Origin of the sequence: Burkholderia sp. IMCC1007, from assembly GCF_027257875.1 — a bacterium.
Taxonomy (GTDB): domain Bacteria; phylum Pseudomonadota; class Gammaproteobacteria; order Burkholderiales; family Burkholderiaceae; genus Burkholderia.
This window is the reverse complement of record NZ_JAPVQY010000070.1, coordinates 23099-36511: the sequence shown is the minus strand read 5'-3', so window position 1 is coordinate 36511 and position 13413 is coordinate 23099. Positions and strand designations below refer to the sequence as shown.

Annotated in this window: 14 protein-coding genes; 9 read left to right on the top strand and 5 right to left on the bottom strand. The window is 67.0% G+C overall.

The features are described from left to right. Together O1Q03_RS35375 and O1Q03_RS35370 are read right to left on the bottom strand one after the other, a co-directional pair. Window positions 1–738: magnesium chelatase domain-containing protein (locus O1Q03_RS35375; RefSeq protein WP_332112572.1), on the bottom strand; the 738-nt coding region annotated here is incomplete at its 3' end. A gap of 248 nt (window positions 739–986) precedes the next feature. After that, window positions 987–1238 (bottom strand): accessory factor UbiK family protein, encoded by a 252-nt coding sequence (locus tag O1Q03_RS35370; RefSeq protein ID WP_006489451.1) that lies wholly within the window; start codon window positions 1236–1238, stop codon window positions 987–989. A 357-nt stretch (window positions 1239–1595) separates the two neighbouring features. On the opposite strand from O1Q03_RS35370, the gene O1Q03_RS35365 reads away from it, so the two are divergent. The 7 genes from O1Q03_RS35365 to ptsP all read left to right on the top strand — a co-directional run bounded on the left by O1Q03_RS35365 (window position 1596) and on the right by ptsP (window position 9013). Then, window positions 1596–1934 (top strand): P-II family nitrogen regulator, encoded by a 339-nt coding sequence (locus tag O1Q03_RS35365; protein ID WP_006398175.1) that lies wholly within the window; start codon window positions 1596–1598, stop codon window positions 1932–1934. 30 nt (window positions 1935–1964) lie between these two features. Continuing rightward, complete coding sequence (locus O1Q03_RS35360) at window positions 1965–3482, top strand: ammonium transporter (RefSeq protein WP_269509688.1); 1518 nt, start codon at window positions 1965–1967, stop codon at window positions 3480–3482. A gap of 243 nt (window positions 3483–3725) precedes the next feature. After that, window positions 3726–5015: a glutamate--cysteine ligase gene (gene gshA / locus O1Q03_RS35355; protein ID WP_006477713.1), complete on the top strand. Its 1290-nt coding sequence runs from the start codon at window positions 3726–3728 to the stop codon at window positions 5013–5015. A 25-nt stretch (window positions 5016–5040) separates the two neighbouring features. Next, window positions 5041–5997, top strand: a complete 957-nt coding sequence (gshB, locus tag O1Q03_RS35350; RefSeq protein ID WP_269509685.1) for a glutathione synthase — start codon at window positions 5041–5043, stop codon at window positions 5995–5997. Window positions 5998–6226: 229 nt separating this feature from the next. Next, complete coding sequence (locus tag O1Q03_RS35345) at window positions 6227–6697, top strand: PTS sugar transporter subunit IIA (protein ID WP_269509681.1); 471 nt, start codon at window positions 6227–6229, stop codon at window positions 6695–6697. Between the two features lie 74 nt (window positions 6698–6771). Continuing rightward, entirely contained in the window at window positions 6772–7041 is a 270-nt protein-coding gene (locus tag O1Q03_RS35340; protein WP_006477716.1) for an HPr family phosphocarrier protein, read from the top strand. A 199-nt stretch (window positions 7042–7240) separates the two neighbouring features. Next, entirely contained in the window at window positions 7241–9013 is a 1773-nt protein-coding gene (gene ptsP / locus O1Q03_RS35335; protein WP_269509678.1) for a phosphoenolpyruvate--protein phosphotransferase, read from the top strand. A gap of 105 nt (window positions 9014–9118) precedes the next feature. On the opposite strand, the gene O1Q03_RS35330 is transcribed toward ptsP, so the two are convergent. From O1Q03_RS35330 to gpmA, 3 genes are all read right to left on the bottom strand, one after another. Further along, entirely contained in the window at window positions 9119–9871 is a 753-nt protein-coding gene (locus O1Q03_RS35330) for a HesA/MoeB/ThiF family protein (protein WP_269509675.1), read from the bottom strand. Window positions 9872–9974: 103 nt separating this feature from the next. After that, entirely contained in the window at window positions 9975–11531 is a 1557-nt protein-coding gene (locus O1Q03_RS35325; protein ID WP_269509672.1) for a S41 family peptidase, read from the bottom strand. Between the two features lie 267 nt (window positions 11532–11798). Continuing rightward, window positions 11799–12545, bottom strand: coding sequence for a 2,3-diphosphoglycerate-dependent phosphoglycerate mutase (gpmA, locus tag O1Q03_RS35320; protein WP_121861025.1), 747 nt, complete (start codon window positions 12543–12545; stop codon window positions 11799–11801). A 136-nt stretch (window positions 12546–12681) separates the two neighbouring features. Between gpmA and O1Q03_RS35315 the strand changes: the two genes are divergently transcribed. Together O1Q03_RS35315 and grxC are read left to right on the top strand one after the other, a co-directional pair. Then, the gene (locus O1Q03_RS35315; RefSeq protein ID WP_269509697.1) at window positions 12682–13104 is read left to right on the top strand and encodes a rhodanese-like domain-containing protein; all 423 of its coding nucleotides are present in this window, start codon (window positions 12682–12684) and stop codon (window positions 13102–13104) included. Continuing rightward, window positions 13101–13361, top strand: coding sequence for a glutaredoxin 3 (gene grxC / locus O1Q03_RS35310; RefSeq protein ID WP_269509669.1), 261 nt, complete (start codon window positions 13101–13103; stop codon window positions 13359–13361). Before O1Q03_RS35315 ends, grxC begins: the two co-directional genes overlap by 4 nt. The last annotated feature ends 52 nt before the right edge of the window (window positions 13362–13413 follow it).

The window sequence follows — 13413 nt, the reverse complement described above, 5'->3', positions numbered from 1 at the left end:
GGCACCGCGCTGGCCGACGACCTCGGCGAGATCGGGCGCGGCCGGCGTCGGCACGCCGGCGAGGCACGGCGCCGCGACGGGCGCGAGCCGCGCGTCCGGCGCACCGGCGAGATGCGCGCACAGCGCCGGCAGGTCGGGTGCACCAAAAACGGTCACGCCCGGCACGAGCGCGGCCTCGGCGGCACTGTCGAGCGGCAGGTACAGCTCGGGCGTGCGCGACAGCGCGGTCGCGCCGGAGATCGCGACGTGATCCCGGCTGGAATGGAGGCCGGACCCACGCGCGGAATCGGGACGGGAACCGAGACCCGAGCCGAAGCCTGCTCGCGCGTCACCCGCACGCCAGTCGCGCGCGGCGCCGCAAGCCATCGCGAACGCGCCGCGCATCGGCCGCAGCGCGCCGGTCAGCGACAGTTCGCCGGCGAATTCGCGGCCGGCCAGCGCGTCGGCCGGGATCTGGCCGTTCGCGGCAAGGATGCCGAGCGCGATCGGCAGGTCGAAGCGGCCCGACTCCTTCGGCAGGTCGGCCGGCGCGAGATTGACGGTGATGCGCCTGACGGGAAATTCGAATCCGCAGTTCTGCAGCGCGGCGCGCACGCGCTCGCGGCTTTCGCGGACTTCGAGGTCCGGCAGGCCGACGATCGAGAACGACGGCAACCCGTTGGCGAGGTGGACTTCGACGGTGACGTCCGGCGCGCGGCCGGCCGCCGGCGCGCGACTGCGCACCACGGCAAGCGACATGGCGAGGCTCCTGTATAGGCATCGGACGGCAACGGCCGTACGAGGCCGCATGCCGCGGGAATCGGAGGAATCGGTGCGCGCTTGCCGGCGTGGCGCGGGGAAAGAACGAGGGTCTGCTGAAACGCAGAACAGCGAAGAGCGAAGAACAGCGAAGAGCGGGGTACGACGAAACGGCGCAGCGACTTCGGAATGGCGGGCGCGAGCCGCACGAGGCGGCCCGCGCCCGGACCAGTCGGTCGGGCGGGGCGTCAGGCCTGCGGCGCCGCGAGCTTCTGCTCGAGTTCCGCGACGCGCTTCTCGAGTTCCTCGAGACGCACGCGGGTGCGGGCGAGCACCTGGGCCTGCGTGTCGAACTCCTCGCGCGTGACGAGATCGAGTTTCGAGAAGCCTTGCGACAGCATGGCCTTCACGTTGCGCTCGACGTCCTTGGCCGGCGAGTTTTTCAGCAGATCGCTGACGCGCGACTGCAGGTCGTTGAAAACGTCGCTGGGTTGCTTCATATGATTCCCCTTCCTTGCACAAAAAATGTGCATCTTCAGTTGCGTACGTGCCCATGATGCACGCATGACCGGAAATGGTGCGCCGGTGGCGCGAATTCCGGGCATGGCGCCCGCATGGGTGAATGGCCCGGTGATCCGGGACGTGCGAGCACTCTAGCAACGATCCTTTCGCCGCGCCAGCAAACCGGGCCCACATTGGCCATTCGGCCGGGCTCGCGCGCCTTACAGCGTGCGATACGACCCTGCTCGCGGGCCATTCGAGACGGCGTTCTTGCCAACATGGCATGCGAGTTGCTGAGAAGAGCACGGTTACACCATTCCAACCAATACGACGGGACACTCCAGCGAGAGGACTCCATGAAACTGATTACCGCAATCATCAAGCCGTTCAAGCTCGATGAGACGCGCGAAGCGCTCTCCGCGCTCGGCGTCTCGGGCATCACCGTGACGGAGGTGAAGGGGTTCGGGCGCCAGAAGGGGCACACCGAGCTGTATCGCGGCGCGGAATACGTGGTCGATTTCCTGCCGAAGATGAAGATCGAGGCGGCCGTGTCCGACGATCTCGTCGATCAGGCTGTGGAAGCGATCGAGCGGGCCGCGCGCACCGGCAAGATCGGCGACGGGAAGATCTTCGTCACGCCGATCGAGCAGGTGATCCGGATCCGGACCGGGGAGACAGGCGCGGACGCGCTGTAATACAAGACGAGCGATAAGAGGAAACCCAAGATGCGCAAACTTCTGATGTCCCTGCTGATGGCCGGCTCGCTGATCGCGACCGGCGTCGGCTCCGCGCTCGCGGACGACGCGGCGTCCGCCGCGGTTGCATCCGCGCCCGCCGCTTCGGCACCGGCCGACGCATCGGCTGCCGCAGCGCCGGCTGCTTCCGCGCCGGCCGCCACCGACGCATCTGCCACCGCCGCTGCAGCCGCACCGGCTTCGGGCGCCGCCGACGCATCGGCTGCCGCCGCCGCCTCCGCCCCGGCCGCCCCGGCTGCGCCGACCGCGCCGTTCTCGGTCGATTCGTCGAAGATCAGCGCGGGCGACACCGCGTGGATGCTCACGTCCACCGCGCTCGTGCTGTTCATGACGGTCCCCGGCCTCGCGCTGTTCTATGCGGGCATGGTCCGCAAGAAGAACGTGCTCGCGACCGTGATGCAGAGCTTCGCGATCACCGCGCTGATCACGGTGCTGTGGACGGTGGTCGGCTACAGCCTCGCGTTCACGCCGGGCAACGGCTTCATCGGCGGCTTCTCGCGCGTGTTCCTGCACGGCATGAACTACATCAAGGGCGACAAGGCGACCACGCTGACCGTCAGCCACCTCGCGACGACGATTCCGGAATCGGTCTACTTCGTCTACCAGATGACGTTCGCGATCATCACGCCGGCACTGATCTGCGGCGCGTTCGCCGACCGGATGAAGTTCTCGGCGATGCTCGTGTTCATGGCGCTCTGGTCGCTGGTCGTCTATGTGCCGATCGCGCACATGGTGTGGGAGCCGACCGGCTGGCTGTCGGCCGACGGCGTGCTGGACTTCGCGGGCGGCACGGTCGTGCACATCAACGCCGGTATCGCGGGCCTCGTGTCGTGCCTGATGCTCGGCAAGCGCGTTGGCTTCGGTCGTGAATCGATGGCGCCGCACAACCTGGTGCTGACGATGATCGGCGGCTCGATGCTGTGGGTTGGCTGGTTCGGCTTCAACGCGGGCTCGGCCGTGGCGGCCGACGGCCGTGCCGGCTTCGCGATGCTGACGACGCAAGTGGCCACGGCCTGCGCGGCGCTCGGCTGGATGTTTGCCGAATGGATCGCGAAGGGCAAGCCGTCGCTGCTCGGCATCGTGTCGGGTGCGGTCGCGGGGCTGGTGGCGATCACGCCGGCCGCCGGTTTCGTCGGTGTGACGGGCGCGCTCGTGATCGGCATCGCCGCCGGCGTCGTGTGCTTCTGGTCGGCGACGTGGCTCAAGTCGAAGCTCGGCTACGACGATTCGCTCGACGCGTTCGGCGTGCACGGCATCGGCGGGATTCTCGGCGCGTTGCTGACGGGCGTGTTCGCGGTCAAGGATATCGGCGGCGCCGACGGCAGCCTGCTGCTGCAGGCCAAGGGCGTGCTGATCACGCTCGTGTACAGCGGCGTGCTGAGCTTCGTGCTGCTGAAGCTGATTGATCTGACGATCGGTTTGCGCGTGACCGAAGAGGAAGAGCGCGAAGGGCTCGACGTGGTGCTGCACGGCGAGCACGTGGAATAAGTCACACGAATGAACGGCGGGCCGCCGCGACGACGGCGCCCGCTCCGAATGAGCGCAGCGACTTCGGCCCGCCCACCCGGCGGGCTTTTTTTCTCCTGCCACCCACTGCCGTAGCCGATAACCCTGCGCACTATCGGGTCAATAGCCGAAAACTTCCTCCAAATCCTTGTGAAGCCGGGAACAATCCCCAAATGGGCAGGGCAATTGCTCTACAATCTTCATTCTCCCGCTCGCGAGTGATTCATGGTTCCCCACCTCGTTACCGCGTTGAACGGTCCGCTGCTCGAACTCGAGCAGAAGATCCTCGACGCGACGCCTGCGATCGAACGCTGGTTCAGGCTCGAATGGCAGGAACATACCCCGCCGTTCTATTGTTCGGTGGACCTGCGCAACGCCGGCTTCAAGCTGGCGCCCGTCGACGCGAACCTGTTCCCCGGCGCGTTCAATAATCTGCCGTCCGAAGTGCTGCCGCTCGCCGTCCAGGCCGCGATGGCCGCGATCGAGAAGATCTGCCCGGACGCGAAGAATCTGCTCGTGATTCCCGAGCTGCCGACCCGCAACGCGTTCTACCTGGAAAACGTCGCGCGGCTCGCGACGATCATGCGCCAGGCCGGCCTGAACGTACGCTTCGGCTCGCTCGACCCGAGCATCACCGACATGACGCCGATCACGCTGGCCGACGGCCAGAAGATCGTGCTCGAGCCGCTCGAGCGTTCGCAGCGCCGCCTCGGCCTGAAGAATTTCGATCCGTGCTCGATCCTGCTGAACAACGACCTGTCGGCCGGGATCCCGGCCGTGCTGGAAAACCTGCACGAGCAGTACCTGCTGCCGCCGCTGCACGCGGGCTGGGCCGTGCGCCGCAAGTCGACGCACTTCTCGTGCTACGACGACGTCGCGAAGAAGTTCGCGAAGATGGTCGGCGTCGATCCGTGGATGGTGAATCCGTATTTCGCGCACGTCGAAGGCGTCGACTGGCAGGCGCATGAAGGCGAGCAGGCGCTCGCCGACGCGATCGACGGCGTGCTGAAGAAGATCGCGCGCAAGTATCGCGAATACGGGATCAGCGAGAAGCCGTACGTCGTCGTGAAGGCCGACGCGGGCACCGCCGGGCGCGGCGTGATGACCGTGCACGACGCGGCCGAGATCGGCCGCATGACGAAGGCCGAGCGTGCGCAGATGGCCGAGTCGAAGGCCGGCCTCGCGGTGCGCGACGTGATCGTGCAGGAAGGCGTCTATACGTTCGAGCGGGTCGGTGACGAAGTCGCGGAGCCGGTCGTGTACATGATCGACCGCTACGTGGTCGGCGGCTTCTACCGCACGCACGGCGGCCGCGAGCGCGACCAGAACCTGAACGCGCCCGGCATGCACTACGTGCCGCTCGGCTTCGAGCACACTGCGCTGCCGGATGCAGGCGCCAAGCCGGGCGCCGCGCCGCCGAACCGTTTCTACATGTACGGCGTCGTCGCGCGGCTGTCGCTGATCGCGTCGTCGATCGAACTGGAAAAGACCGATCCCGAAGCCATCCAGGTGTAACGGCTTCGCTACGTACAGGACCCGCATGGACATTCTCTTTATCGCCGACCCGCTCGAGCGCTTCAAGATCTACAAGGATTCGACCTACGCGATGATGGCCGAGGCCGCGCGGCGCGGGCATACGGTGTACGCGTGCGAGCCGGCCCACCTTGCGTGGACGGGCTCGGCCGTCGAGGCCGACGTTCGGCGTATCACGTTCGTCGGCGAGCTGGACGACCTGCATCGCGACACGTGGTTCGAAGCGGGGCCGGTCGATGCGCGCCGCGTCGAATCGTTCGGCGCGGTGCTGATGCGCAAGGATCCGCCGTTCGACATGGAGTACGTGACGTCGACGTGGCTGCTCGAGCTGGCCGAGCGCGCGGGCGCCCGCGTGTTCAACAAGGCGCAGTCGATCCGCGATCACTCGGAGAAGCTCGCGATCGGCGAGTTTCCGCAGTTCGTCGCGCCGACGCTCGTCACGCGCGACGCGAAGCGTCTGCGCGCATTCCACGCCGAGCACGGCGACGTGATCCTGAAGCCGCTCGACGGAATGGGCGGGATGGGCGTGTTCCGCGTGAAGCCGGATGGCATGAACCTCGGCTCGATCGTCGAGATGCTGAGCCACGACGGCACGCGCTCGGTGATGGCGCAGAAGTTCATTCCCGAGATCAAGGCCGGCGACAAGCGCATCCTGCTGATCGGCGGCGAGCCGGTGCCGTATTCGCTCGCGCGGATTCCGCAAGGCAGCGAGGTGCGCGGCAATCTCGCGGCCGGCGGCCTCGGCGTCGCGCAGCCGCTCACGCCGCGTGATCGCGAGATCGCCGAGACGCTCGGCCCCGTGCTCGCCGCGCGCGGGCTGCTGCTGGTGGGGCTGGACGCGATCGGCGACTGGCTGACCGAGGTGAACGTGACGAGCCCGACGTGCTTCCGCGAAATCATGGAGCAGACGGGTTTCGACGTCGCCGCGATGTTCATCGACGCGCTGGAGCGGGCGGCCGCGTAGCCCGTTTTGCGCGTAACTCCGGCGGCGGCCGCGCAGGTCCCCCGTCGCCGGAGCGGTTCGATCGGCCTGCTACAATGCCCGCTTGCCCGGTGCTGCGACAAGCGCCGAAGGCCCGGCGGTCGGGCCGAAACCGTTGCAAGGCTGAACATGAAACGTTTCCCACACTCGCTACGCTCATTGCCCCGCCGCGGGGTATCGGTCCGCCAGGCGCGGCTAGGAGCCATCTGACATGGCCGGGATCCTGATCATCGCGCATGCCCCGCTCGCCACCGCGCTGCGGGACTGTATCGCGCACATTTACGGCGGCGTGCCCGCGCGCATCGGCTGTATCGACGTGATGGCGGACAGCGACCCCGCCCAGGTAATGGCGTTCGCGCACGCGGAGCTCGCGCGCCTGAGGGAAGAGAACGGCGTCGTCGTGCTGACCGACATGTACGGCGCGACGCCCGCGAACATAGCGGGCCAGCTGGCGAAGCTCGAGAACGTGCGCGTGCTCGCGGGCGTGAACCTGCCGATGCTGGTGCGGGCCGTCTGCTACCGCACGGTGCCGCTCGACACGCTCGTCGACAAGGCGCTGTCCGGCGGCGCGAAGGGCGTCCACGAGGTGTCGTCCGGCACGCCGCCGCCGCCGTCGGAAACCGGCTGCGGCCAGTGCGCGCCGATTCCGCCCGAGCCGCAACCGCGCACCGAATCGCACTGACTGCCCCGTTTTCCGTTTTAGACTGACCCGCCGACGCCCGTCGCCGGCGGCCTCGACCGACCCGACCGAGAATCATGCTTCAACAAGAAACCACCATCGTCAACAAATTGGGGCTCCATGCACGCGCATCGGCCAAGCTTACGCAACTGGCCGGCAATTTCCAGTCGGAAGTCTGGATGACGCGCAACGGACGCAAGATCAATGCGAAGAGCATCATGGGCGTGATGATGCTGGCGGCGGGCATTGGCAGTACGGTGACGATCGAGACCGAGGGGCCGGACGAACGCGAAGCGATGGACGCACTGCTGAAGCTGATCGCGGACAAGTTCGGCGAAGGTCAATGATTCCGCGCGGGATCACAGCCGTTTCGAATCGGAATGCCGCGTTTGTCGCGGCTTTTTTTTCGCCTGAAGCATGGATACGTAACGCGTAATGCTGCGCTGCATGCAGTCAGCATGAAGGGACGGAATTTATAATCCTAACCGGGGTCATAAGCGCATCGCAGCAGTGTGCCGCGGCTTTACTTGTCCAGAGGAGGTGCGCGTGTCCTTCACGCTGCATGGCATTCCCGTCTCACGTGGTATCGCGATCGGGCGAGCGTACCTGATCGCGCCGGCGGCGCTCGACGTCGCCCATTATCTGATCGAAGCGAACCAGATCGATGCCGAGGTCGAGCGTTTCAGCACGGCGCGCGAAACCGTGCATTACGAACTCGAGGCGCTGCGCGCCGACCTGACCGACGACACGCCGACCGAAGTGGGCGCGTTCATCGACGTGCACGCGATGATCCTGAGCGACGCGATGCTCGTGCAGGAAACCATCGACCTGATCCGCACGCGGCGCTACAACGTCGAATGGGCGCTGACCGAGCAGCTGGAACTGCTCACGCGCCACTTCGACGACATCGAGGATGAATACCTGCGCGAGCGGAAGGCCGACATCGAGCAGGTGGTCGAGCGCGTGCTGAAGGCGCTCGCGGGCGCGCCGTCCGCGTCGCAGGCGCTCGATGGCGCGGCGAAGGACGGCACGAACGAGATGATCGTCGTCGCGCACGACATCGCGCCGGCCGACATGATGCAGTTCAAGTCGCAATCGTTCCAGGCGTTCGTCACCGATCTCGGCGGCCGCACGTCGCACACGGCGATCGTTGCGCGCAGCCTCGGCATTCCGGCCGCGGTCGGCGTGCAGCACGCGAGTGCGCTGATCCGCCAGGGCGACCTGATCATCGTCGACGGCGACCAGGGCATCGTGATCGTCGATCCGGCGCCGATCGTCCTCGAGGAATATTCGTACCGCCAGTCCGAGAAACTGCTCGAGCAGCGCAAGCTGCAGCGCCTGAAGTTCTCGCCGACGCAGACGTTGTGCGGCACCAAGATCGACCTGTACGCGAACATCGAGCTGCCCGACGACGCGAAGGCGGCCGTCGACGCCGGCGCGGTCGGTGTCGGCCTGTTCCGCTCGGAGTTCCTGTTCATGCATCAGAAGGAGATGCCGGAAGAGGAGGAGCAGTTCGCCGCGTACAAGCGCGCGGTCGAGTGGATGAAGGGCATGCCGGTGACGATCCGCACGATCGACGTCGGCGCCGATAAACCGCTCGAGGCGCTCGACGAAGGCTACGAGACGGCGCCGAACCCGGCGCTCGGGCTGCGCGCGATCCGCTGGAGCCTGTCCGAGCCGCAGATGTTCCTCACGCAGCTGCGCGCGATCCTGCGCGCGTCCGCGTTCGGGCAGGTGAAGATCCTGATCCCGATGCTCGCGCACGCGCAGGAGATCGACCAGACGCTCGACCTGATCCGCGAGGCGAAGCGCCAGCTCGACGACGCGGGGCTCGCGTACGATCCGAACGTGCGTCTCGGCGCGATGATCGAGATCCCGGCTGCCGCGCTCGCGTTGCCGCTGTTCCTGAAGCGCTTCGACTTCCTGTCGATCGGCACGAACGACCTGATCCAGTACACGCTCGCGATCGACCGCGCGGACAACGCGGTCGCGCACCTGTACGACCCGCTGCATCCGGCGGTGCTGCATCTGATCGCCTATACGCTGCGCGAAGCGAAGCGCGCGGGCGTGTCGGTGTCGGTGTGCGGGGAGATGGCGGGCGATCCGGCGCTCACGCGCCTGCTGCTCGGGATGGGGCTCACCGAATTCTCGATGCACCCGAGCCAGTTGCTGGTGGTGAAGCAGGAGATCCTGCGCGCGCACCTGAAGTCGCTCGAGAAGCCGACGGCCGACGTGCTTGCCGCGTTCGAGCCGGAAGAAGTGCAGGCGGCGCTCAAGCGCCTGGCAGTCGCCGAGCCGCGCGCGGACGAGGCCGCCTGAGCGGCAGCGGCGCAGGCCGCGCCGCGAAACCCTGGCCGCGAAATAGTCGCGAAATAGTCGCGAAACGTCACGCAGGCGCCGTCCGGCGCATGCATCCGACGCGCGTCAGTGCCGACCGGCGCACACCGGGCAGTCGGCCTGGCGCGCGATCTTCATCGTCGTCCACTCCATCCGCAGCGAATCGAGCATCATCAGCCGGCCGTTGAGCGTCGTGCCGATCCCGCCGATCACGCGCAGCGCTTCGGCGGCCTGCATCGCGCCGATGATCCCGACGGTCGGCGCGAACACGCCCATCGTCGAGCATGCGACTTCCTCGAACGGCTGGTCTTCCGGGAACACGCACGCGTAGCACGGCGCGGCCGGATCGCGGAAATCGAACGTGCTGATCTGGCCGTCGAAGCGCAGCGCGGCGCCCGACACGAGCGGCACGCCGTGCGCGACGCACGCGCGGTTGATCGCGTGGCGCGTCGCGAAGTTGTCGGTGCAGTCGAGCACGACGCTCGCGCGCGGCACGTGCTCGTCGAGCCACGCATCGTCGACGCGCGCGGCGACCGCGTGCACCGTCACCTCGGGATTCAGCTGCGCGAGCGCGTCGCGTCCCGATTCGACCTTGCTGCGGCCGACCGAGGCCGTCACGTGCAGGATCTGCCGCTGCAGGTTCGTGAGGTCGACCGTGTCGGCGTCGACCAGCGTGATCGTGCCGACGCCGGACGCGGCGAGATACATCGCGGCCGGCGAGCCGAGGCCGCCGGCGCCGACGACGATCGCATGCGCGTCGAGGAAGCGCTGCTGCGCCTCGATGCCGATTTCGTCGACGAGGATGTGACGGGAGTAGCGAAGGAGTTGATCGTCGTTCATGGGGAAGTCGTGGGCGAGGCGGATCTGCTCGCTATTCTAGACGCGCATGAAAAACGGGCCATCGCGGTCTTCCCGCGATGGCCCGTCGGATGCCGGCCGGCGCTTACTGCGGTGCCGACGCCGGCTTCGGTGCGGCGGCCTTCGTGCCCGACGCCTTCGTGCCCGACGCCTTCGCGGCGGTCGCAGCCTTGGCCGCAGGGCTCTTCGTCGTGCTCTCGGCGAGCAGCGACTTCGATTCCTGCACCGGCTTGCCCTCGAGCTTGTTGAGCGCCTGCTGCATCATGAAGTCGTCGGTGCTGCCGAACTCGATCGGCTTGCGATCGCGATCCTTCTGGCGCTGCTCCGGCGTCTTCTTGTCGTTCTGCTCTTCAAGGACGCGCAACTGATCCATCCGGCGCTGCTCGCGCTCTTCCTGTTCCTTCTTCTCGTTCGGATCCTGCGTGTTCGCGAGGTGGTTCGTGTAGTCGACCTCGCGCGTCACGAGCACGTCGTCCGGATCGCCGTCCGCGTACTGATCGACCGGCACGTCGGGCGTGATGCCCTTGTTCTGGATCGAACGGCCGCTCGGCGTGTAGTAGTACGCGGTCGTCAGACGCAATGCGGTGTCGGCCGTCATCGGGCGGACCGTCTGCACCGAACCCTTGCCGAACGTCGTCTTGCCCATGATCTGCGCGCGCTTCGCATCCTGCAGCGCACCGGCGACGATTTCCGACGCGGACGCCGAATACGCGTTCGTCAGCACGATCATCGGCACGGTCTTGAAGACCGGCGGCAGGTTCTTCAGCGGATCGCCGTCGAAGGACGGCAGGCGGTAGTTGTCGTAGGTGTCGCGGTAGACCTGCTTCGAATCCGGGATCTGGCCGTTGGTCGACACGACGACGGAGTCGGGCGGCAGGAACGCGCCGGCGACGCCGACCGCGCTCTGCAGCAGGCCGCCGCCGTTGTTGCGCAGGTCGACGATCAGGCCCTTCAGGTTCGGCTGCTGGCGTGCGATGTCCTGCAGCCGCGCCGCGAGATCGGGCGTCGTGCGCTCCTGGAAGCTCGTGATCCGGATGTAGGCGTAACCCGGGTCGAGAATCTTCATCTTCACGCTCTGGACCTTGATGATCGCGCGCGTGACCGTGACCGGGAACGTGCGGTCGTCGCTCTTGCGGAAGATCGTCAGCGTGACCTTGGTGCCCGGCTCGCCGCGCATCTGCTTGACGGCCTTGTCGAGCGTCATGCCGCGCACCGGCTTGTCGTTGATGCGCGTGATCAGGTCGCCCGGACGGATGCCGGCGCGAAACGCGGGGGTGTCCTCGATCGGCGAGATCACCTTGACGAGGCCGTCTTCCTGCGAGATCTCGATGCCCAGACCGGCGAAGCGACCCTTGGTCTGCTCCTGCAGTTCGTCATAGTCGGTCTTGTCGAGGAACGACGAGTGCGGGTCGAGGCTCGACACCATGCCCTTGATCGCCGCCGTCAGCAGCTTCTTGTCGTCGACCGGCTCGACGTACTCGCGCTTGATCTGGCCGAACACTTCAGCGAACAGGCGGAGCTGGTCGAGGGGAAGCGGTGCCGTGGCGGTTTGCTCGGCCGACGCCGAAATCTGCAGCGTGGCGAACACGCCCGTGGCGAGGCCCGCGGCAATCAGGCCGATGTTCTTCAATTTCATTCGCATAGAGAGTCTGGTGCGGTCGGGAAGCGCGTGGCGGTAGCGGGGATGTAGCGGACAAGTATAACTGTTCGTCCGATTGCTCTGTGGAACGGTGCGAAAAGCTACCGTGCGCGGGTCTCGAGCCCCGGCGGGGCCGCCGGACGCGCGACGGATGCGAAGCGGATTCGACAGCACCGCAGCCGCGAAGGTTCGCGCCGCGCAGCGGAAAGGCCGCGCGAGGGCGGGCGGGGCGGGGCGCACCGAAGGCGGCCCGGCCCCGCCCGACGGGCGTCAGCCCGCCTTGCCCTGCTTCGCGACGGCGGCTTGCGCCTTCGCGATCGCGTCCTGGTCGCCGAGGTAATAGTGCGTGATCGGCTTCAGGTTCTCGTCGAGTTCATACACGAGCGGCACGCCGTTCGGGATGTTCAGGCCGACGATGTCGCTGTCGGAGATGCCGTCGAGGTACTTGATCAGCGCGCGCAGCGAGTTGCCGTGCGCGGCGATCAGCACCTGCTTGCCGGCGCGCACGGCCGGTGCGATCGACTCGTTCCACAGCGGCAGCACGCGCGCGACCGTGTCCTTCAGGCACTCGGTGAGCGGCAACTGCTCGCGCGGCACCTTCGCGTAGCGGGGGTCGTTGAACGGCGCGCGCTCGTCGGTCGGCTCGAGCGCGGGCGGCGGCGTGTCGTAGCTGCGGCGCCAGACGAGCACCTGGTCGTCGCCGAACTTCGCGGCCGTTTCCGCCTTGTTCAGGCCCGACAGCGCGCCGTAGTGGCGCTCGTTCAGGCGCCACGAGTGGACGACCGGCAGGTACATCAGGTCCATCTTGTCCTGCACGTGCCACAGCGTGCGGATCGCGCGCTTGAGCACCGACGTGTACGCGATGTCGAACGTGTAGCCGGCTTCCTTGAGCAATTCGCCGGCCTGGTAGGCCTCGTTGCGACCCTGTTCGGTCAGGTCGACGTCGACCCAGCCGGTGAAGCGGTTTTCCTTGTTCCACGTCGATTCGCCGTGGCGGATGAGAACGAGTTTGTACATGGATCTTGCGGTCGGTAGTGAAGGGAAGCGGGGCGCGTCGCACAGGCCCCGGTTCGGGGCCCGCCATCGCGCAAGACGGTTATTTTATAATGGCGGGATTGTCCTTTTCCGATTTCTCTTTTTCCGGCGGAATTCCGTGACGTTCTTTACCAATTACACGAACCTGGCCCTCATCGCGATCCTGGTGGTTTCCGGCGGCCTGCTTGCATGGCCCGTGCTGCGCCGCGGCCGCGGCGGCCTGTCGGCTGCCGAGGCGACGCAGCTCATCAATCGCCGCAACGCGGTCGTGATCGACCTGCGTGCCGCGTCCGACTTCGCTGCCGGCCACCTGCCGTCGGCGCGTCAGGTCGCCGCCGGCGAGATCGGCGCGAAAATTGCGCAGGTCGCGAAGAACAAGAGCACCCCCGTGCTGCTCGTCTGCCAGAACGGCCAGCAGTCGCAGAAGGCGGCGCGCGAGGTCCAGGCGGCAGGCTATGCCGAGGTGCACGTGCTCGAGGGCGGCGTCGCCGCCTGGCAGCAGGCCGGGATGCCGGTCGTCAAACAAGGAGTGGCGAAGTGAACAAGGTTTTGATGTACAGCACGCAGGTGTGTCCGTATTGCATCCAGGCCGAGCGCCTGCTGAAGCTGCGTGGCGTCGAGCAGATCGAAAAGGTGCTGATCGACCGCGATCCGGCCCGCCGTGAGGAAATGATGTCGCGCACGGGCCGTCGCACGGTGCCGCAGATCTACATCGGCGATACGCACGTCGGCGGCTACGACGATCTGTCGAAGCTCGACCGCGAAGGCGGCCTGCTGCCGCTTCTGCAAGCGGCCTGATTAGGGCAGAATGGCCGCCGGCCGCGCTGCGGCTGAGCGCGCAGCATTCAAC

Excerpts from the sequence above, each read along its gene's own strand:
- O1Q03_RS35370 (WP_006489451.1), bottom strand. The coding sequence starts at position 1,238 with ATGAAGCAACCCAGCGACGTTTTCAACGACCTGCAGTCGCGCGTCAGC.
- O1Q03_RS35365 (WP_006398175.1), top strand. The coding sequence starts at position 1,596 with ATGAAACTGATTACCGCAATCATCAAGCCGTTCAAGCTCGATGAGACG.
- O1Q03_RS35360 (WP_269509688.1), top strand. The coding sequence starts at position 1,965 with ATGCGCAAACTTCTGATGTCCCTGCTGATGGCCGGCTCGCTGATCGCG.
- gshA (WP_006477713.1), top strand. The coding sequence starts at position 3,726 with ATGGTTCCCCACCTCGTTACCGCGTTGAACGGTCCGCTGCTCGAACTC.
- gshB (WP_269509685.1), top strand. The coding sequence starts at position 5,041 with ATGGACATTCTCTTTATCGCCGACCCGCTCGAGCGCTTCAAGATCTAC.
- O1Q03_RS35345 (WP_269509681.1), top strand. The coding sequence starts at position 6,227 with ATGGCCGGGATCCTGATCATCGCGCATGCCCCGCTCGCCACCGCGCTG.
- O1Q03_RS35340 (WP_006477716.1), top strand. The coding sequence starts at position 6,772 with ATGCTTCAACAAGAAACCACCATCGTCAACAAATTGGGGCTCCATGCA.
- O1Q03_RS35330 (WP_269509675.1), bottom strand. The coding sequence starts at position 9,871 with ATGAACGACGATCAACTCCTTCGCTACTCCCGTCACATCCTCGTCGAC.
- O1Q03_RS35325 (WP_269509672.1), bottom strand. The coding sequence starts at position 11,531 with ATGCGAATGAAATTGAAGAACATCGGCCTGATTGCCGCGGGCCTCGCC.
- gpmA (WP_121861025.1), bottom strand. The coding sequence starts at position 12,545 with ATGTACAAACTCGTTCTCATCCGCCACGGCGAATCGACGTGGAACAAG.